The following is an 18,628-nucleotide window of genomic DNA, read 5'->3' as shown; positions in this document are numbered from 1 at the left end:
AGCCCCGGGCGCGCAGGCCCCGTACCATGGGACTGGCCGTGGCGCGTCCGCCCGGCGGGCGTACCAGGACAGACGCCGCATCCCACGAGCTGAGAGAAGCGCAAGCCACCCATGCCCACGCGCCACGACATCCGTAACGTAGCCATCGTCGCCCACGTCGACCACGGCAAGACCACCCTGGTCGACGCCATGCTCAAGCAGGCCGGCGCCTTCGCCGCGCACGCCGCCGAGCACCTCGACGACCGCATGATGGACTCGAACGACCTGGAGCGTGAGAAGGGCATCACGATCCTGGCCAAGAACACGGCCGTGAAGTACCACCCCAAGGATGGCGGCGACGTCATCACGATCAACATCATCGACACCCCCGGCCACGCCGACTTCGGCGGTGAGGTCGAGCGCGGTCTCTCGATGGTGGACGCGGTCGTTCTCCTCGTCGACGCCTCCGAGGGACCGCTGCCCCAGACCCGCTTCGTGCTCCGCAAGGCCCTGGACGCCAAGCTGCCGGTCATCCTCTGCGTGAACAAGACGGACCGTCCGGACTCCCGGATCGACGAGATCGTCAACGAGACGTACGACCTCTTCCTGGACCTGGACGCCGACGAGGACCAGATCGAGTTCCCGATCGTCTACGCGTGCGCCCGTGACGGCGTCGCCTCGCTGACCAAGCCCGCGGACGGCACCGTCCCGCAGGACAGCGACAACCTGGAGCCGTTCTTCTCCACGATCCTCTCCAGCGTCCCGGCGCCGGAGTACGACGCGGACGCCCCGCTCCAGGCCCACGTCACCAACCTCGACGCGGACAACTTCCTCGGCCGTATCGCGCTCTGCCGCGTCGAGCAGGGCGAGCTGCGCAAGGGCCAGACCGTCGCGTGGATCAAGCGCGACGGGACGATCTCCAACGTCCGCATCACCGAACTGCTGATGACCGAGGCGCTCACCCGCAAGCCCGCCGAGAAGGCCGGCCCGGGCGACATCTGCGCGATCGCCGGTATCCCGGACATCATGATCGGCGAGACGCTGGCCGACCCGGAGAACCCGATCGCGCTGCCGCTGATCACGGTGGACGAGCCGGCCATCTCGATGACCATCGGTGCGAACACCTCGCCGCTGGTCGGCAAGGGCGGCAAGGGCCACAAGGTCACCGCCCGGCAGATCAAGGACCGTCTGGACCGTGAGCTGGTCGGTAACGTCTCGCTCCGCGTCCTGGACACCGAGCGCCCCGACGCCTGGGAGGTCCAGGGCCGTGGTGAGCTGGCGCTCGCCATCCTGGTCGAGCAGATGCGCCGCGAGGGCTTCGAGCTGACCGTCGGCAAGCCGGAGGTCGTCACCAAGCAGATCGACGGCAAGACGCACGAGCCGATCGAGCGCATGACGATCGACTCGCCCGAGGAGCACCTCGGCGCCATCACCCAGCTGATGGCGACCCGCAAGGGCCGTATGGAGACCATGACGAACCACGGTTCGGGCTGGGTCCGCATGGAGTGGATCGTCCCGTCCCGCGGCCTGATCGGCTTCCGTACGGAGTTCCTCACGCAGACCCGCGGCACCGGCATCGCGCACTCGATCTTCGAGGGCCACGAGCCGTGGTTCGGTGACCTGCGTACCCGCCACAACGGTTCGCTCGTCGCGGACCGCGCGGGCGTCGTGACGCCGTTCGCGATGGTCAACCTCCAGGAGCGCGGTGTCATCTTCACGGAGGCCACCACGGAGGTCTACGAGGGCATGATCATCGGTGAGAACTCGCGCGCCGACGACATGGACGTGAACATCACCAAGGAGAAGAAGCTCACCAACATGCGTGCCGCCTCCGCGGACACCACGGAGAACGTGGTGCCCGCCAGGAAGCTGTCGCTGGAGCAGTCGCTGGAGTTCTGCCGCGACGACGAGTGCATCGAGGTGACCCCGGAGACCGTGCGCATCCGCAAGGTCGTCCTGGACCAGAAGGAGCGCGGCCGCAGCGCCTCGCGCGCCAAGCGCTGACGCCCTCTGGCACTGCCGGACCGGGTCCTGGTGGCCCGTGACGCCCGGCCCCACACCGCTCGCGGTGTGGGGCCGGGCGTCTGTGCTCCGGCTTCCCTTCCCGCCGGGTCCCGCGTCAGGCAGGCCCCCGGTACTGGTGCATCATCACCGCGGGATCCGGAGTCCAGTCCGCGTGCACGGTGGCCGTGCGGATCCATCCCAGGCGTTCGTACAGCGCGACCGCCGTGGTGTTGGTGGTGACCACGTCCAGGAGCGGGCACAGCCCCGACTCCCTTGCCGTGGCCGTGAGCCGGATCATCAGCAGCTCACCGATGCGGTGCCCGCGTGCGGCCGGAGAGACGTACAGCCGCTTCACCTGGCAGGTGCCCGGTTCGTCGCCCGGTGACAGCACCGCGTGCCCCGCCACCTCTCCGCCGAGTTCGCCCACCCAGACGCCGAGCAGGCCGTCCGGCGTGAGCCAGCCGACGGGGTCGGCGGGCCAGTTGAGGGGGTAGCTGTCCCTGGCGTGTACGTCGGTGAGTATGCGGACGCAGGCGGCCAGATCCGCGTCCCGGCGGGGGCGTACGTGAGCGGTCATCGGAGAATCGAAACACAGACGGATTGCGGGGCCGGAGCCCGCCCTGTTGGGTGAGCGGATGAGCAGCGGCAACGGTCAGCGCAGCCCCAACCGTACGCATGTGCCCCGCGGCGGCACGGTCATCTTCCTGAACGGGACGTCCAGTTCGGGGAAGTCCAGCATCGCCACCGAGCTGCTGCGCATCCTGGACGGCCGGTACTTCCACTTCCCGGTGGACGCCTTCCACGCGATGCGTTCGGAGCGGGAGATCCTGCCGCACGAGTTCCAGGAAGTCATCGACAGCACCGCCCGCGGATTCCACCGGGCCGCCACGGGCATGGCGGCCGGCGGGAACAACATCGTCGTGGACCATGTGCTCAGCCAGAGCTGGCGGCCGGCCGACTGCCTCTCCGTCTTCGTCCCGGACGACGTCCTGCTGGTCGGGATCCGCTGTCCGCTCCCGGAGCTGGAGCGGCGCGAGCGGGAGCGCGGGGACCGCACACCGGGGCTGGCGGCCATGCAGTACGCCCAGGTCCACGCACACGGTCTCTACGACATCGAATGCGACACCAGTGTGCTGAGCCCGCTGGAGTGCGCGGAGCGGATCAGGGACCTGCTGCCGGTCCGCCCGCATCCGACCGCCTTCCGGCAGTTGCGGGACAGCCCATAGCGGCGCGTCAGGAGGCCTGCTCCGCGCCCGCCGCCCCGGCCGCCGACCGGGGGCCGGCGTCGTCGGCTTCGATCACGCCCTCGACCGGGGTGCGCAGCGGGGAGAGGTACGCGAGCCCGGCGATGGCCAGGCGGAGCAGTGCGCCGACAGCGATGATCAGATACATGTCGTGGAAGGCCGATTCCAGGGCGCCGGCCAGAAGGGCGGAGACCGGGATGGAGGCGAAGGCCAGCATGCGGGTGGTCGCGACCACCCGGCCGAGCAGTTCCCGTGGAACGATCTTCTGGCGCAGGGTGAACCAGGCCACCGGGTTGATGGAGCCCAGCGCGTACAGCAGCCCCCAGACGACTCCGATGGCCAGCGGGCTGCGCAGCGGGATCAGCAGCAGGGTGCCCAGACCCGCCATCGCCGTGGTGGCGATCAGGATCCGGCCGGGCGCGAACTTCTGCACCAGACGGCCCGCGACCGCCGCGCCGAGCACCGCGCCGACGCCCTGGGCGGCCAGCACCACCCCGATCACCTCCGGGCTCAGGTGCCGGTAAGTGGTCAGGTAGAAGACGAAGTTGGCCTGGATCAGCCAGATCGCGAAGTTGGTGCCGGTGAACATCAGCGAGCCGGCGGCCAGCACCCGGTTCCGCCGGAACACGTAGCGCAGGGCCACCCGGATGTCCTGGACGAAGGTGGCCTTGCGGTGCGGCTGCCGTTCGCCCCCGCCCGCGGTCTGCCGGATCAGCAGGATGGCGCCGGCCGAGATGATGAACGTCGCCGCGTTGACGTAGATGGTGGTCTCGTAACCGAGGAACATCACCAGACCGCCCGCGGCGGCCGGCCCGATCATGCTCATGATGTTGTCGCCGGACTGCATCCAGCTGTTGGCCGGGCCGAGCCGGTCGGCAGGCACGATCTCCGGCAGGAAGCTCTGGAACGCCGGGTGGTAGACCGGCTCCACGCAGGCCAGCAGGAACGCCGTGAGGTAGATGGGCCACAGCGCGTGGCTTCCTGCCGAGACCACCAGGGCGAGCCCGGTGGCGATGACGGCCGCGGTGAGGTCACCGAAGATGAGCATCTTGCGCCGGTCGAAGCGGTCGGCGAACACCCCGCCGGGCAGGGACAGCAGTAAGAAGGGGATGTACTCGATCGCGTAGACCGCACCCGTGCTGAGCGCTGAACCGGTGAGTTTGAGGACCAGCAGGGGCAGGGCGAGCCGGTAGAGCCAGTTGCCCAGCGAGGACGTGATGTAGGCAGTCAGCAGGGTGTAGTAACGACTTCCCACAGGCGCTTCTCCAGAGAGTCCGTGACGAATCGGCGCCGATGCGCAGGAGTTGAGCGAGTTCTGGGCAGGGAAGCCGGGCCCCGTCCGCGGTCACTGACAGCGAGGGCCGGGCGACACTCTATATATTTCCGGGCCCCGACAGGCGGTGTCCGGCCCCGATCCCCCGATCCCGATCCCGGCCCCGGGCAGCCCTCCGGCGGCAGCGGGAGCAGCGGGCCGCCCTGACGGTTCGGCGGGTACGGGGCAACCCAGTTGTAGGACAACAGGGCGAGGGGACAACAGGGCGACGGGACAACAGGAGGGCCGGACAACCGGGTGGTGGGGAAACCAGGAGGGACAACTGGGTAGTAGGGCAACCGGGTAGTGGGGCAACCCGGTGGGACCACAACCGGGCGGAGGGCTCCCGCCGCTGGATCAGCGCGACGCGGCCAGACCGGCCACCTGCGGGCTGGAGTCGGCCGCGGTGCCGCACACGGGGCAGTCGCTCTGCCGCTCCCAGCGCTCGCTCTCGCCCATGGCGTAGTCCGCGAACCGGAGTTCCATCAGCCGTCCGGCGGCGACCGGCGGAGCAATGCCCGTGACCAGCCTGGTCAGTTCGCCGATCAGGAATCCGGTGGTCATCGTGACCAGCGGGCAGAACGCCGCGTTGTCCCCGCCGATCTGCCGCTCCCGCTTCTCCTCGAGGAGTTGTGCGGCGACTTCGTCGGCGGCGAAGGTCTGGCGCCGCCAGCACTCGATGCAGCCGGTCCGGCCCGGCAGCATGGTGTAGTACACGGCGCGCTGGGTCTCCAGACCGCCGGTGATCAGCGGTACCCCGGCGCGCACACAGGCTTCGTTCACCCAGTTCGCGATCTCCATCTTGGGCCGGTCCGCGACGGAGATGACCACGTCCGTCCCGTCCAGTACGCGCAGGACGTCCTCGACGGAGCCGATCTTCAGGTCGACCGGCTCGATGTCGATGTGCGGGTTGAACTGCTTCACCCGCTCCACTGCCAGGTGCAGCTTCTGCTGCCCGATGTCGGATTCCCGGTACAGGATCTGCCGGTTGAGGTTCGACAGCTCCACCCGGTCGAACTCCACGGCCCGCACGTGCCCGATCCCCATCGCGGCCATGTCCAGCAGGATGTGGGAGCCCAGGCCGCCCAGCCCGAGCAGGGTGACCCGGCAGTCGCGGAGCTTGCGCTGCTGCTCGTACTTGTTCTGGTCCATCCGCGCGAACGAACCGAAGAAGTTGATGTTGCGTTCCCAGCGCTTCAGTTCATGCGCTTCGAGGACACCGTCCGAGGAAAGCTGGGCGTCCAGCAGGAACTGGGCCTCGTCGAACTGGGCCACCGCCTCGTCGACGTCCTGGCGCGTGACCTCGGGGAAATCGGCGCTCAGCGCCTGATGCACCTCGCCGGTGGTGCGCGTGCCGTCCAGCAGCTGAAGGAGCCGGCGGATGGCTCCCGTCGGGTCGGCGATCTCGGTCACCTCGCCGTAGCCGCCGATGAAGACCGTGTCACCCGAGCCGAAGGTGGGCGAGGTGTGCTTGAGCTGGGGCCTGCGTGTCTCGGCGGGGGGCATCGTCGTCTTCCTTCCGCGATACTGATGCGTGCGACGGGCCGGAGGGCCGGACCGTCCAAGGGACCTCCGCGGGTGGGCGATTGGCGCGCCCACCCGCGGAGTCGTAGACAGTGAGGGGTCAGGTGCCCCTCACGTGAGGGCTCAGCCCTCGTTCGCCTGGCCGGCGATGCTGGCCTTACGGGTCGTCATGGCAACGGACATGTGGATCACCTCCTTCGGGCCCCTCGGGGCGTGGATTTCCCGCTGCCCGCGGGGTGCGGGGAACGGAAGTCTGTGAGGGCGCGCAGCTCGTCCAGCGAGAGCGTGAGCTGTGCGAGCGCGTCGTGCCAGGTACGGCCGGGGTCACCGGTGACCAGGGTCAGCAGGTCCGCCGGCTTCCGGGTGTCGCCCAGCCGCAGCATCGCCGTCAGCCGGGAGCCGACGCCGTGCGGATCGGCCTCGAAGTGGCGCAGCAGGGTGAGCGCGGACAACTGGCCGTAGACGTAGGCGTAGTTCGAACCGGGGGCGGTGAAGAGGGAATCCAGATAGCTCCACCACAGGCCGTACCCCTCGGTCAGCCGCACCGCGGGGCCGTAGAGCCGGCGCTGCCCCTCGGTCCACAGCGCGCCGATGTGCGCCGCGTCGAGCTCCGCACCGTCGCGCACCCGGTCGTGCAGGGCGACCTCGAAACGGTGCAGCGCCGCATGACGGCCGATCGCGACCATCTGGTCCTCCAGCCAGCGCGCCAGCCACCGCAATCGCACCGCCGGGTCCGCGGTACCGGCCAGTTGCTGCCGCACGGCCAGCCCCTCGCAGAACAACGCGAAGGTCTCGGCCATGACGGGGGCCGGGGTGGCCGCCAGGTAGGGCTGCCCCGCGGCGAGCTGAAGGTAGACGGCGTGCCCGGTCTCATGGACGAGAGTCAGCACGTCCCTGGGATTTCCGCGGAAATTCATGGAAATGCAGGGGAGCTGCCCCGGAATGGACTGGGTGTAGGCGCTCCTGCCCTTACCGGGGCGAGGTGCCGCGTCGATTCTGCCGTTCTCGAACATCGTGCGGGACAGCTCGGCAGCCGCCGGTGATATGGATTCCATCACCGATATCGCCGCGTGTACGGCCGCTGCCCACGTTATTTCTGGCGAGGCCGGGCCGACGGGTGCGTACCTGTCGTAGTCGGCAAAGTCGTCGACTCCCAGGATTTCTCGCTTCAGGGCGTAATAGGAGTGGATAAGCGGAAGGCATTCGTCCGACGCCGCCAGCAGTGCGTCGAGCTCCGCCCGGGTCACCTGGTCGAACAGGCGGCGTTCGCGCAGCCAGTCCGTGCCGCGGATCCCCGCCCGGGTCTCGCTGTCCGCCACCGTCATCGACAGGGCGAAGGCACGCAGTTCCGCCTGGTCGGCGAGGGCGGCTCCGATGGCCGCGTGGGTCGCCAGCCGGGCTTCGCGGTCCGCCTCGTACAGGCGGGGCACCGTCTCCGCGATGCTGTGCGAAGCGCCGTCCAGGTCGACCGAGATGGCGCGCAGCAGCTGCTGGGACAGCCGTTCCCAGCCCTCCCCGCCCGTCGGCAGCAGCTGGGCAAGAATGGATTCCTGCACGTCAGAAAGGTTTCCGGAGCTTCCGGCCCGCACCTTACCGACGAAGTTCATGTAGGGGCCCAGGTCGTCCGGTGCCTCGGATGTCCGGGTGCCCAGTTCCGTTTCGAAGAAGGCCAGGGTCGAGGCCAGTTCCGCCCACGCCCGGTCGCAGCGGGACAGCAGGGCGACCGCCCGTGGGCGCAGCGCGACGTCCGTCCGGAGGAGCTCGCCGTAGCAGGAGGCTTCCTGGATCCGCGCGACGCAGTTCTCGTACCGCTGGATGGCGACCCGTAAGGACTCCGCGTCCAGACCGGCCAGCACGCCGGTGTAGTCGGCTGCTATTTTCTGCGCCTCACGGAGCGGCTCGCCCAGTAATTCGTCCACCGCCGCGGACTGCGGGTCAGGGAAGAGGGAAGCGATGTCCCAGCGCGGTGCAGTGGAATCCGACAGGGAATCCAGAGTGAGTGGCTTTTTGCCGTGCGCCGACATCGATCCTCCTTTCAAGCCCATCCGTGCTGGCCGTCCGACGATTGCCGAGAACAGAAAAACAGAGAGAGTGACTTGGGGGATCTCCGCACGGCTGACTGAAATATCAAGCGGCGGCAGGAGGACAGTAGGCAGGGGGTTGCGCGGGCGTCAAGTACCCGTCGCGGAAAAGCTGGGGGCCGCTGTTATGGACCGGCTTTTGATTTCACCGAGTGTCACAACTCGCCCGGGTAATCTCCCTGATGTCCGTATTGTGACTCCGGAACGTAGTCCTGCTCCGGCCGGCCCCACAGCCGTACGCCCGGGAAGAACGGGCTGTGCCCGTGGCCGTGCCCGCAGCCGTGCGGCCCCGGCACGGCACAGCACAGCACAGCACAGCGCCCCGCACGGGCTGGTGCGGGGCGCTGTCGGGAGCGCGCGGGCCAGGAGAGGCCGCCAAGGCTGCCAGGGGGGCCGTCAGGCCGCGGCCGGGGGCTCCTCGGGGAAGTGGCACGCCGTGAGGTGACCGGGCTTGCTGTCGGTCAGCTGGACGAGCGGCGGCTCGTCGGTGGCGCACTTCTCGGTGGCCTTCCAGCAGCGCGTACGGAACCGGCAGCCGCTCGGCGGGTTCAGCGGCGACGGGACGTCGCCGACCAGCCGGATGCGGTTGTCCTCCTTCTCCGTGCCCTCGTCGGCGACCGTGGCCTCCGGGACGGCAGAGAGCAGCGCCCGGGTGTACGGGTGCCGCGGTGCGCTGTAGAGCGTCTCGCGGTCGGCGACCTCGACGATCTTGCCGAGGTACATGACGGCGACGCGGTGCGAGAAGTGCCGGACGATCGCCAGGTCGTGGGCGATGAAGAGGAAGGAGATCCCCATCTCCTTCTGGAGCTTCTGAAGGAGGTTGACGACCTGGGCCTGGATGGAGACGTCGAGTGCGGAGACCGGCTCGTCGGCGACGATGAGCTTGGGTTCCAGGGCGAGGGCGCGGGCGACGCCGATGCGCTGGCGCTGGCCGCCGGAGAACTCGTGCGGGAAGCGGTTGTAGTGCTCCGGGTTGAGACCCACGATCTCCAGGAGCTCACGGATCCGGTGTTCCCGGCCGCCCTTGGGATTGATGTTGTTGACCTCCATCGGGCCGCCGACGATCTTGCCGACGGTCTGACGGGGGTTGAGCGAGGAGTACGGGTCCTGGAAGATCATCTGGATCTCGGAGCGGACCGGCGCCAGTTCCTTGCGGGAGGCGTGCGTGATGTCCTTGCCCTGGTACGTGATCTTGCCGGCCGTGGGCTCCATCAGGCGGGTTATCAGCCGCCCGGTGGTGGACTTGCCGCAGCCGGACTCGCCCACCAGGCCGAGCGATTCGCCCTGGTGGACGGTGAAGTCGAGGCCGTCGACCGCTTGGACGTCCGCGACCTTGCGCTTGAACGGGAAGCCGCCCATCACCGGGAAGTACTTGGTCAGGCCGGTGACTTCGAGCAGGGGGGTGTCGGTGGTCATGTTCGTTCGTTTCCCTTTGGCTCTGGGTCAGCTCAGCCGGGGCTGGATCTGGTCGGCGAAGATGTCCTTCTTCTGGACTGGGGTGAGGTGGCAGGCGGAACCGCGCCCGGCGGCGAGTTCGAGAGGCGGCCGCTGAGTGGAGCAGCTGTCGCCCTCGACCTGGTCCTTGAAGGTGCACCGGGGGTGGAAGCGGCAGCCCGTCGGCGGGTTCAGCAGGCTGGGCGGCGAGCCCGGGATCGGCATCAGCGGGATGTCGACCGGACCCTTCAGGCTCGGCATCGAGCCGAGCAGCCCCCAGGTGTACGGGTGCTGGGGCGCCCGGAGCACCTGACGCTTGGTGCCCCGCTCCACGCAGCGGCCGCCGTACATCACCAGCACGTCGTCGGCGATGTCGGCGATCACACCGAGGTCGTGGGTGATGAAGACGATGGCGGTGCCGAACTCCTGCTGGAGGTCCTTGAGGAGGTCCATGATCTGCGCCTGGACGGTGACGTCCAGCGCGGTCGTGGGCTCGTCGGCGATCAGCAGCTCGGGGTCGCAGACCAGCGCCATCGCGATCATCGCGCGCTGCCGCATACCTCCGGAGAACTGGTGCGGGTAGTCGTCGACCCGCAGGTCCGGCTGGGGAATGCCGACCCGGGTGAGCATCTCGATCGCCCGCTTCCGGGCCTCCTGCTTGGAGGCACCGGTGTGCTTCCGGTACGTCTCGCTGATCTGCCGGCCGACGGTGTGGAACGGCGACAGCGAGGCCAGGGCGTCCTGGAAGATCATCGCCATCTTGTTGCCGCGCAGCCGCTCCAGCTCCCGCTCACTCGCGCCGAGCAGCTCCTTGCCGTCGAGCGTGATCTCGCCGTGGATCTCGGTGCGTTCCCGGTCGTGCAGGCCCAGGATCGTCAGGTTGGTGACGGACTTGCCCGAGCCGGACTCGCCGACGATGCCGAGCGTCTTGCCCTTCTCCACGTCGAAGGAGAGGCCGTCGACGGCCTTGACTGTGCCGTCCTCGGTCGAGAAGTGGACCTGTAGGTCCCTGACAGAGAGGAAGGGCTGCTGATCGGTGCTCGTCACGAGGACGCTCCAGGAAGTGTTGCGGGGATCGGGGGTGGGGCGGAGACGGCGGGAGCGGGTCAGGCGAGTCGGATCCGCGGGTCGATGAGGCCGTAGATGGCGTCCACGAAGATGTTGAAGAAGACGATCGCCGCGGCCGCCACGAGGGTGACTCCCAGGAGCATGGGCAGATCGCTCGTGTCGACGGACTGGACCGCGAGCCGGCCGATCCCCTGGATGCTGAAGACCTGTTCGGTGATGATCGCGCCGCCGATCAGCGTGCCCAGGTCGATGCCGAAGATGGTGACGATGGGTCCCATGGCTCCGCGCCAGGCGAAGCGGAAGAAGACCGAACTCCGGGAGAGGCCCTTGGCGCGCGCCGTGCGGACGTAGTCCTCGGTGAGCTGTTCGACCAGCTGCGAGCGGGTCATACGGGTGTAGTTCGCCGTGAAGATGATGGAGAGCACCAGCCACGGCAGCAGCAGCCCGGACGCCCACTTGATCGGGTTCTCCGTCAGCGGCGTGTACGAGGGCTGGTCGAGCAGCCCCATCTGCTGGACCAGGATGAACATCGCGATGTAGCCGACGAAGTAGATCTGCAGCGAGGAGCCGAGCAGCGAGACCGAGCTGGCGATCTTGTCGAGTGCCTTGCCCTGCTTGACGGCGGCGAGCATGCCGGCGCCGACACCGATGATCAGGAAGAAGAAGGCGGAGCCCAGCGCGAGCGAGATCGTCAGCGGCAGGCGGTCCAGGATCGTGCCGAGGACGGGCTGGCGGTTGGTGAAGGAGTAACCGAGGCAGGGGGCCGGGCAGTGGCCGTAGTTGCCGTAGTCACGGCCCGCGAAGATGCCGACCAGCCAGTGCCAGTACTGGACGGGCATCGGGTCGGCTATCCCCAGGTTCAGCCGGATCTGCTTGAGCAGCTCGGGCGTGCAGGTCTTGCCGCAGGCCAGGCGCGCCGGGTCACGGGGGATCGCGTAGAAGAGGTAGAAGACGATGGCGCTGATGACCAGCAGGATGACGATAGCGCCGGTCACGCGGCGGAGAAGAAATCGAAGCATGGGGTCGTGACTTTCCGGGTGGGGCGCCGTCGCCGAGGTGTAGGGAGCGGGGGAGGGCCGGGGCCGGGGGTGGGCGGCCGATCGGGCCGCCCACCCCCGGATGACGAGCTACGCCGTGGTGTAGAGCTTGGTGATCGCGATACCCGTCGCGCCGGCGTCGTAGATCAGGCCGCCGACCTTGGAGCCGTGGAACCAGTTGCGGATCGGCCAGTAGTCCGGGACGACCGCGGCGAGTTCCATGATCTGGCGGTCGATGGCGCCCCAGGCCTCGTCGGCCTTCTTCTGGTCCGTGATCAGCGCCGCCGCGTCGATGGCCTTGTTGACGCTCGCGTTGTTCAGCTGCGGCCAGTTCGACGCGCCGTTGGCGATCACGCGGCCGTCGAAGGTGGGCTGGAGCGCGGTGTAGCCGCCCGGCCAGTCGGCGGACCAGCCGGCCGCGAACATGTCGTAGCTGTTGTCGATCTGGGCGATCTGTGTGTAGAAGGTCGTCTTGTCGACCTGCTTGGTGACCGGGGTGAAGCCCGCCTTGGTGAGGGCGTTCTTGATGGCCACGGCCGTCTTGACGGCGTAGTCGGACGCCTGGAAGGCGATGACGACCTTCTGGCCGAGCTTGCCGGCCTCCTTGAGGATGGCCTTGGCCTTCTCCGGGTCACCGGTCGGCTTCTTGCGCTTGCCGTAGAGGTCGAACTCGGTGTGGCCCGGGGTCAGCGGGCTGATGATCGTGGTGGCGATCTCGGAGGACGCGGTGCCACCGCGGATCAGCTGGCACTGCTGCGACGGCCACGCGTAGTTGAGCGCCTGGCGGACCTTGACGTCCTTGATCCGCGTCGTGTTGATGGCGTAGTAGTACGTCGCGGTGTCGAGGTGCGTCAGGACGCGCTTCTTCATCGCCGGGTCGCCGAGCACCTTCTGCATGCGCTCGGGGGCGACCTCGTTGAACATCGACACGGTGTGCTGGTCGTTGCCCTGGTCAGCGATGTAGCGGTCCGTGGACGCGAGCAGCTGGAAGCCGAACTGGAGCTGCCACTTGTCCGGGTACGCGTTGCGGATCGGGTCCGTCTTCGGGTCCCAGTGCGCGTTGCGCGAGATCGACATCGACTTGCCGGGCTGACGGCTGTCGATCTTGTACGGACCGCAGGAGAACGGCTTCTTGTCGTAGTCCGCCTTGGTGTCGTGCTTCTTCGGCACCAGGGAGAAGGCGCGCATACCGAGCGTCAGGTTGAAGTCGGTACGGGCGGTGTTCAGGTGGAACGTGACGGTCTTGCCGCTGATCTCGATGGAGTCGAGGTGCTTGCCCTCGTAGGGGCCCTTGTAGCCCTTGCCGCCGACCAGCCACTGCTGCGGGTAGCGCGGGCCGTACGTGATGAAGGTGGCGAAGAGCCGCTCGAAGGTGTGGCGAACGTCCTCGATCGTGACGTCGGAGCCGTCCTCCCACTTGGCGCCGTCCTTCAGCGTGAAGGACCAGGTCTTGCCGCCGTCCTTCATCGTGCCGGCGTCGGTGGCGAGGTCGCCCACGAGAGTGGCGGTGCCGTTGTTGGCGATCTTGTAGCCGACCAGGCCGCGCATGAAGAGCGGGGTGATCCAGCCCTCGTAGCTGGACCAGATCTGCGCCGGGTCCAGGTGGTCGCAGTCGAGCTGGTCCATCGTCCAGATCGTGCCGCCCTTGACCGCGCCCGGAACCTCGGGGGCGGGACCGACGGAGTCCGCCTTGGTACCTATGACGATCTTGTCGGCCTTGCCCTTGCTGACGTTCGGGGCGTCCTTGCCGCCACTGCCGTCGCCGCCACCGCCGCCGCTGCTGCAGGCGCTGAGGACAGTGGAGCTGGCGGCTGCCACTCCGGTGGCGATGAGGAAGTTTCTACGGGAGAAAGACATGGCGTATCGGTCCTTGGGTTCGGTGAACGAGGCAGGTGCGACAGGCCGGACCACAGCGGCCGGGCTGTTGGAGCGGAGGTCAGCGCCTCGACTTGGGGTCGAGCGCGTCGCGTACCGAGTCGCCGAGCAGATTGAAGGCGAGCACGAAGATGACCATGGAGATGCCCGGGAAGAGCATGAAGGTGATGTCGTTCGTGTAGTAGGACGAACCACGCGCGATCATGACGCCCCAGTCCGGGGTCGGGTCGATCATGCCGACGCCGAGGAAGGCGAGACCCGCCTCCGCGGTCACCATGGCGGGCAGCGCAAGGGTGGACTGGATCAGGATCGGCGTCCAGAGGTTCGGAAGCAGCTCTTTGAAGATGATCCGGACAGGCGAAGCGCCGGTCACCTTGGCTGCCTCGACGAACTCCCGTTCACGCAGGGCCAGTACCTGCCCGCGCAGCAGACGTGCCATCGATGCCCAGCCGAAGCCCGCGAGGACGATGATCAGCGAGATGGCCCGCAGCGAGGTCGGAATGTCGTCGTCAGGGCCCACGAAGAGCCCGTACATCACCGGCATGAAGGCGATGAAGAACAGGGTCGACGGGAACGACAGGAGGATGTCGATGAGCCGGCCGATGAGGTAGTCCGTCTTGCCGCCCAGATAGCCAGCCGTGACGCCGACGACCACACCGACGACGGTGAGGAGGATCGTGATCGCCGTGGCGATCATCAGCGAGGTACGGATGCCGTAGAGCAGGAACGTGAAGACGTCCCGCCCGAGCGACGGCTCCAGGCCGAACCAGTAGTCACTGCTGATGCCGCCGTTGGGCTTGATCGGATAGGCATAGCCGTTGAGCAGCCCGGGGATGTCCTGGCCGTACGTGTCGTACGGGTTCTTCCCGTACAGCTTCGCGATCAGCGGTGCAGCAAGGGCGATCACGAAGAAGAACACGACGATGCAGGCGGACACCATGCCTGTCTTGTCGCGCTTGAATCGCCGCCAAGCCAGTTGGCTCGGGCTCCGGGCGTCGGCGCCCTTGTTCGGGCTGTCGGGCTGCCGGGACTCCTCAACGATGCCGATGGATGTGGTGTCCACCGGAACGAGGGGGGCCGGGGATGGCGTGGTCATCGAACTCCTGTCCCCGTACGGAAAGCGGCATCCTCCGGGCAGGAGGAGCTAAGGGGTTGGAACGGACCCAATCAATCGAGTTGACAACGGTCAATGCGCGTAGCAACTCCACACCTGTTCTTTAGGTTTTTGACCATGTCTTTACGAAGAAAAGATGTCCTCAAGGTGGACGGCTGATTTACGAAAACCGCAAATCGCATGATCACGGACTCTCGCGTCCGGTCAAAGGTGTGTCCATTTCGTTATGCGGGGCATCCGGGCGTTTCTGGTGACGGATGGACACAGACGGCCGCAGAGAAGGTGCATTGGTGCTGCTATCCGTTGATATTGGGCTCTAAGTGGGATTTAGGACCTAGAGGAGGCACTCCATGCGCGGAGCCACACACGCCAAGTGGGCCGCATGCGCGGTCGCCGTCGCCCTCGCGGCGACGGCCTGCGGCGGCGGCGGAAGCAGCGGCGGAAGTGGTGGAGCGAACGGAGTCCTCAGCTCGTCCTGGGGTGATCCGCAGAACCCCCTGGAGCCGGCGAACACCAATGAGGTCCAGGGCGGCAAGGTCCTCGACATGATCTTCCGGGGCCTCAAGAAGTACGACCCGAAGACCGGCAAGGCCAAGAACATGATGGCGACCAAGATCGAGACCACCGACTCGGTCAACTTCAAGATCACGATCAAGAAGGGCTGGACGTTCAACAACGGCGAGAAGGTCACCGCCAAGTCGTACGTCGACGCCTGGAACTACGGCGCGGACCTGAAGCACAACCAGAAGGACGCCTACTTCTTCGGCTACATCGACGGCTACGACAAGGTCCACCCGGACTCCGGCAGCGCCAAGGCCTCCACGCTCTCCGGGCTGAAGGTGGTCAACGACACCACCTTCACGGTGAAGCTGAACCAGAAGTTCTCCACGTTCCCGGACACCCTGGGGTACCCGGCCTTCGCCCCGCTGCCCACGGCGTTCTACAAGAACCACTCCGCCTGGCTGTCCAAGCCGGTCGGAAACGGCCCGTACACCGTGCAGTCGTACACCAAGGGCTCGAAGATGAGCCTGCGCAAGTGGGCGAAGTACCCCGGCCCCGACAAGGCACAGAACGGCGGCGTCGACCTCAAGGTCTACACGGACAACAACACCGCCTACACCGACCTGACCGCGGGCAACCTCGACCTGGTCGACGACGTGCCCGCCGCGCAGCTCAAGAACGTCAAGGCCGACCTGAGCGGGCGCTACATCAACACCCCCGCGGGCATCATCCAGACGCTCGCGTTCCCCTTCTACCGCCCCGGGTGGAACACCGCGGGCGCCAAGAAGGTGCGGATCGGTCTGTCGATGGCGATCAACCGCCCGCAGATCACCAAGACGATCTTCCAGAACACCAGGACCCCGGCCACCGACTGGACGTCCCCGGTCCTCGGCGCCGCCGGCGGATACAAGGCCGGACTGTGCGGAGCCTCCTGCACGTACAACCCCACCGAGGCGAAGAAGCTGATCAAGGAGGGCGGCGGGATCCCCGGCGGCCAGCTGAAGATCTCGTACAACGCGGACACCGGCTCGCACAAGGAGTGGGTCGACGCCATCTGCAACAACATCAACAACACCCTCGGCAACGACAAGGCGTGTGTCGGCAACCCGATCGGTACGTTCGCCGACTTCCGCAACCAGATCACCGCGAAGAAGATGACGGGCCCGTTCCGGGCCGGCTGGCAGATGGACTACCCGCTGATCCAGAACTTCCTGCAGCCGCTGTACTACACCAACGCCTCGTCCAACGACGGCCACTGGACCAACAAGCAGTTCGACAAGCTCGTCAACCAGGCCAACGCGGACACCGACAAGGCCGCCGCCGTCAAGAAGTTCCAGGACGCCGAGGGTGTGCTCAGGGACAACATGGGCGCCATCCCGCTCTGGTACCAGAACGGCAGCGCCGGCTACTCGGACCGCGTCTCGAACGTCGCACTGAACCCGTTCAGCGTGCCCGTCTACAACGAGATCAAGGTCCACTGACGCCTGAGGAAGCACGGCCCGGCGCGCCGAGCGCGCCGGGCCGCAGACCTTCCCGGAACGACGACCCCCGGAGCCCCTCATGGGACGTTATGTGATCAGGCGTCTGCTGCAGATGATCCCGGTCTTCATCGGCGCGACACTGCTGATCTTCCTGATGGTGAACGTGATGGGCGACCCCGTCGCCGGACTCTGCGGCGACCGTGCCTGCGACCCGGCGACCGCCGCCCAGCTGCGCAGCGAGTTCGGCCTCGACAAGCCCGTGTGGCAGCAGTACCTGACCTACATGGGCAACCTCTTCACCGGCGACTTCGGCACCGCGTTCAACGGGCAGAAGGTCACCGACCTGATGGGCAGCGCCTTCCCCGTCACCATCCGGCTCACCATCGTCGCCATCATCTTCGAAGTGATCATCGGTATCGCCTTCGGCGTGATCACGGGGCTGCGGCGCGGCCGTCCGGTCGACTCCACCGTCCTGCTGCTCACCCTGATCGTCATCTCCGTGCCGACCTTCGTCACCGGCCTGCTGGCCCAGCTGCTGCTCGGTGTGAAGTGGGGGCTCATCAAGCCCGCCGTCTCCCCGGAGGCCCCGTTCAACGAGCTGATCATTCCCGGTCTGGTGCTCGCGTCCGTGTCACTCGCGTACGTCACCCGGCTGACCCGGACCTCGATCGCGGAGAACCGGCGCGCCGACTACGTCAGAACGGCCACCGCCAAAGGGCTCCCGCGGCGCCGCATCATCGTCCGGCACCTGCTGCGCAACTCACTGATCCCCGTCGTGACCTTCATCGGGACCGACATCGGGGCCCTGATGGGCGGTGCCATCGTCACCGAGCGCATCTTCAACATCCACGGCGTCGGCTACCAGCTCTACCAGGGCATCGTCCGCCAGAACAGCCAGACCGTCGTCGGCTTCGTCACCGTCCTCGTCATCGTCTTCCTGGTGGCGAACCTCATCGTCGACCTCCTCTACGCCGTTCTCGACCCGAGGATCCGGTATGCCTGAGCCGCAGAATTCCGACGAAGCCATCTCCGCCGCCGGCGCCGGCGGGGCCACCGACCTCGCCATGGGCGAGGGCGTGACGCTGGAGAACCAGCCGGACTCCGGCGGGCCGGGCCCCGAGGAGCAGGCCCGCAGCCTCTGGTCCGACGCCTGGCGCGACCTGCGCCGCAACCCGGTCTTCATCATCTCGGGGCTGATCATCCTGTTCCTCGTGGTCATCTCGATCTGGCCGCAGCTCATCGCCGACCAGAACCCGCTGGCCTGCAACCTGGACAAGGCCCAGGAGGGCTCCCAGCCCGGACACCCCTTCGGCTTCACCGGACAGGGCTGCGACGTCTACACCCGTACGGTCTACGGCGCCCGGCAGTCCGTCACGGTCGGCGTCTGCGCGACGGTCGGAGTGGCCCTCATCGGCAGCATCCTGGGCGGGCTCGCCGGCTTCTTCGGCGGCGCGGGCGACGCGATCCTCTCCCGGATCACCGACATCTTCTTCGGCATCCCGGTGGTGCTCGGCGGTCTGGTGCTGCTGTCCGTGGTCACCAGCGCCACCATCTGGCCGGTGATCGGCTTCATGGTGCTCCTCGGCTGGCCGCAGATCGCGCGCATCGCCCGCGGCTCCGTCATCACCGCCAAGCAGAACGACTACGTCCAGGCGGCGCGGGCGCTCGGGGCATCCAACTCCCGGATGCTGCTGCGCCACATCGCGCCGAACGCGGTCGCCCCGGTGATCGTCGTGGCGACCATCGCCCTCGGTACGTACATCTCGCTGGAGGCGACACTCTCGTTCCTCGGCGTCGGCCTGAAACCGCCCACCGTCTCCTGGGGCATCGACATCTCCGCCGCCTCCCCGTACATCCGCAACGCCCCGCACATGCTGCTCTGGCCCGCCGCCGCGCTGGCGGTCACAGTGCTCGCCTTCATCATGCTCGGCGACGCGGTGCGCGACGCCCTCGACCCCAAGCTGCGCTGAGGAG

The 18,628-nt window shown here is 67.5% G+C and carries 14 protein-coding genes; 5 read left to right on the top strand and 9 right to left on the bottom strand.

The features are described from left to right. Window positions 1-111 precede the first annotated feature (111 nt). Window positions 112-1,983: a translational GTPase TypA gene (gene typA / locus OG285_RS10920; RefSeq protein WP_356827351.1), complete on the top strand. Its 1,872-nt coding sequence runs from the start codon at window positions 112-114 to the stop codon at window positions 1,981-1,983. A gap of 115 nt (window positions 1,984-2,098) precedes the next feature. Here the strand turns inward: typA and OG285_RS10915 are convergent, their stop codons facing one another. Next, on the bottom strand, window positions 2,099-2,560 hold the full coding sequence (locus OG285_RS10915) for a GNAT family N-acetyltransferase (protein ID WP_356827350.1): 462 nt from the start codon (window positions 2,558-2,560) through the stop codon (window positions 2,099-2,101). Window positions 2,561-2,618: 58 nt separating this feature from the next. On the opposite strand from OG285_RS10915, the gene OG285_RS10910 reads away from it, so the two are divergent. Beyond that, the gene (locus OG285_RS10910) at window positions 2,619-3,209 is read left to right on the top strand and encodes a chloramphenicol phosphotransferase CPT family protein (protein WP_371790852.1); all 591 of its coding nucleotides are present in this window, start codon (window positions 2,619-2,621) and stop codon (window positions 3,207-3,209) included. 7 nt (window positions 3,210-3,216) lie between these two features. Here OG285_RS10910 and OG285_RS10905 read toward each other — a convergent pair whose 3' ends face one another. From OG285_RS10905 to OG285_RS10870, 8 genes are all read right to left on the bottom strand, one after another. Further along, entirely contained in the window at window positions 3,217-4,482 is a 1,266-nt protein-coding gene (locus tag OG285_RS10905; RefSeq protein ID WP_371790851.1) for an MFS transporter, read from the bottom strand. Window positions 4,483-4,896: 414 nt separating this feature from the next. Further along, a complete protein-coding gene (locus OG285_RS10900; protein ID WP_356827347.1) occupies window positions 4,897-6,045 on the bottom strand; it encodes a ThiF family adenylyltransferase in 1,149 nt (382 codons plus the stop codon). Between the two features lie 206 nt (window positions 6,046-6,251). Beyond that, window positions 6,252-8,087, bottom strand: coding sequence for a M3 family metallopeptidase (locus tag OG285_RS10895; protein ID WP_371790850.1), 1,836 nt, complete (start codon window positions 8,085-8,087; stop codon window positions 6,252-6,254). A 453-nt stretch (window positions 8,088-8,540) separates the two neighbouring features. After that, a complete protein-coding gene (locus OG285_RS10890) occupies window positions 8,541-9,560 on the bottom strand; it encodes a dipeptide ABC transporter ATP-binding protein (protein ID WP_356827345.1) in 1,020 nt (339 codons plus the stop codon). 27 nt (window positions 9,561-9,587) lie between these two features. After that, on the bottom strand, window positions 9,588-10,625 hold the full coding sequence (locus OG285_RS10885) for an ABC transporter ATP-binding protein (protein ID WP_356827344.1): 1,038 nt from the start codon (window positions 10,623-10,625) through the stop codon (window positions 9,588-9,590). A 59-nt stretch (window positions 10,626-10,684) separates the two neighbouring features. Beyond that, entirely contained in the window at window positions 10,685-11,665 is a 981-nt protein-coding gene (locus tag OG285_RS10880; protein ID WP_356827343.1) for an ABC transporter permease, read from the bottom strand. A gap of 108 nt (window positions 11,666-11,773) precedes the next feature. Continuing rightward, complete coding sequence (locus OG285_RS10875; RefSeq protein WP_356827342.1) at window positions 11,774-13,540, bottom strand: ABC transporter substrate-binding protein; 1,767 nt, start codon at window positions 13,538-13,540, stop codon at window positions 11,774-11,776. Between the two features lie 79 nt (window positions 13,541-13,619). Beyond that, on the bottom strand, window positions 13,620-14,654 hold the full coding sequence (locus OG285_RS10870; protein ID WP_371790849.1) for an ABC transporter permease: 1,035 nt from the start codon (window positions 14,652-14,654) through the stop codon (window positions 13,620-13,622). Window positions 14,655-15,022: 368 nt separating this feature from the next. On the opposite strand from OG285_RS10870, the gene OG285_RS10865 reads away from it, so the two are divergent. The 3 genes from OG285_RS10865 (at window position 15,023) to OG285_RS10855 (ending at window position 18,624) form a co-directional block, all read left to right on the top strand. Continuing rightward, window positions 15,023-16,654, top strand: a complete 1,632-nt coding sequence (locus OG285_RS10865; protein ID WP_371790848.1) for an ABC transporter substrate-binding protein — start codon at window positions 15,023-15,025, stop codon at window positions 16,652-16,654. 79 nt (window positions 16,655-16,733) lie between these two features. Continuing rightward, window positions 16,734-17,657, top strand: a complete 924-nt coding sequence (locus OG285_RS10860) for an ABC transporter permease (protein WP_356827339.1) — start codon at window positions 16,734-16,736, stop codon at window positions 17,655-17,657. Beyond that, entirely contained in the window at window positions 17,650-18,624 is a 975-nt protein-coding gene (locus OG285_RS10855) for an ABC transporter permease (RefSeq protein WP_371790847.1), read from the top strand. Before OG285_RS10860 ends, OG285_RS10855 begins: the two co-directional genes overlap by 8 nt. Window positions 18,625-18,628: the final 4 nt, after the last annotated feature.

The organism is Streptomyces sp. NBC_01471 (assembly GCF_041438865.1).
In the GTDB taxonomy this organism is placed as follows: Bacteria; Actinomycetota; Actinomycetes; order Streptomycetales; family Streptomycetaceae; genus Streptomyces.
This window is presented reverse-complemented; position numbering and strand designations above follow the sequence as displayed.

What these genes read in the sequence shown, in the direction of transcription:
- OG285_RS10855 (WP_371790847.1), top strand. Translation starts at nt 17,650, where the DNA reads ATGCCTGAGCCGCAGAATTCCGACGAAGCCATCTCCGCCGCCGGCGCC.
- OG285_RS10870 (WP_371790849.1), bottom strand. Translation starts at nt 14,654, where the DNA reads ATGACCACGCCATCCCCGGCCCCCCTCGTTCCGGTGGACACCACATCC.
- OG285_RS10875 (WP_356827342.1), bottom strand. Translation starts at nt 13,540, where the DNA reads ATGTCTTTCTCCCGTAGAAACTTCCTCATCGCCACCGGAGTGGCAGCC.
- OG285_RS10900 (WP_356827347.1), bottom strand. Translation starts at nt 6,045, where the DNA reads ATGCCCCCCGCCGAGACACGCAGGCCCCAGCTCAAGCACACCTCGCCC.
- OG285_RS10890 (WP_356827345.1), bottom strand. Translation starts at nt 9,560, where the DNA reads ATGACCACCGACACCCCCCTGCTCGAAGTCACCGGCCTGACCAAGTAC.
- OG285_RS10915 (WP_356827350.1), bottom strand. Translation starts at nt 2,560, where the DNA reads ATGACCGCTCACGTACGCCCCCGCCGGGACGCGGATCTGGCCGCCTGC.
- OG285_RS10880 (WP_356827343.1), bottom strand. Translation starts at nt 11,665, where the DNA reads ATGCTTCGATTTCTTCTCCGCCGCGTGACCGGCGCTATCGTCATCCTG.
- typA (WP_356827351.1), top strand. Translation starts at nt 112, where the DNA reads ATGCCCACGCGCCACGACATCCGTAACGTAGCCATCGTCGCCCACGTC.
- OG285_RS10910 (WP_371790852.1), top strand. Translation starts at nt 2,619, where the DNA reads ATGAGCAGCGGCAACGGTCAGCGCAGCCCCAACCGTACGCATGTGCCC.
- OG285_RS10895 (WP_371790850.1), bottom strand. Translation starts at nt 8,087, where the DNA reads ATGTCGGCGCACGGCAAAAAGCCACTCACTCTGGATTCCCTGTCGGAT.
- OG285_RS10865 (WP_371790848.1), top strand. Translation starts at nt 15,023, where the DNA reads ATGCGCGGAGCCACACACGCCAAGTGGGCCGCATGCGCGGTCGCCGTC.
- OG285_RS10860 (WP_356827339.1), top strand. Translation starts at nt 16,734, where the DNA reads ATGGGACGTTATGTGATCAGGCGTCTGCTGCAGATGATCCCGGTCTTC.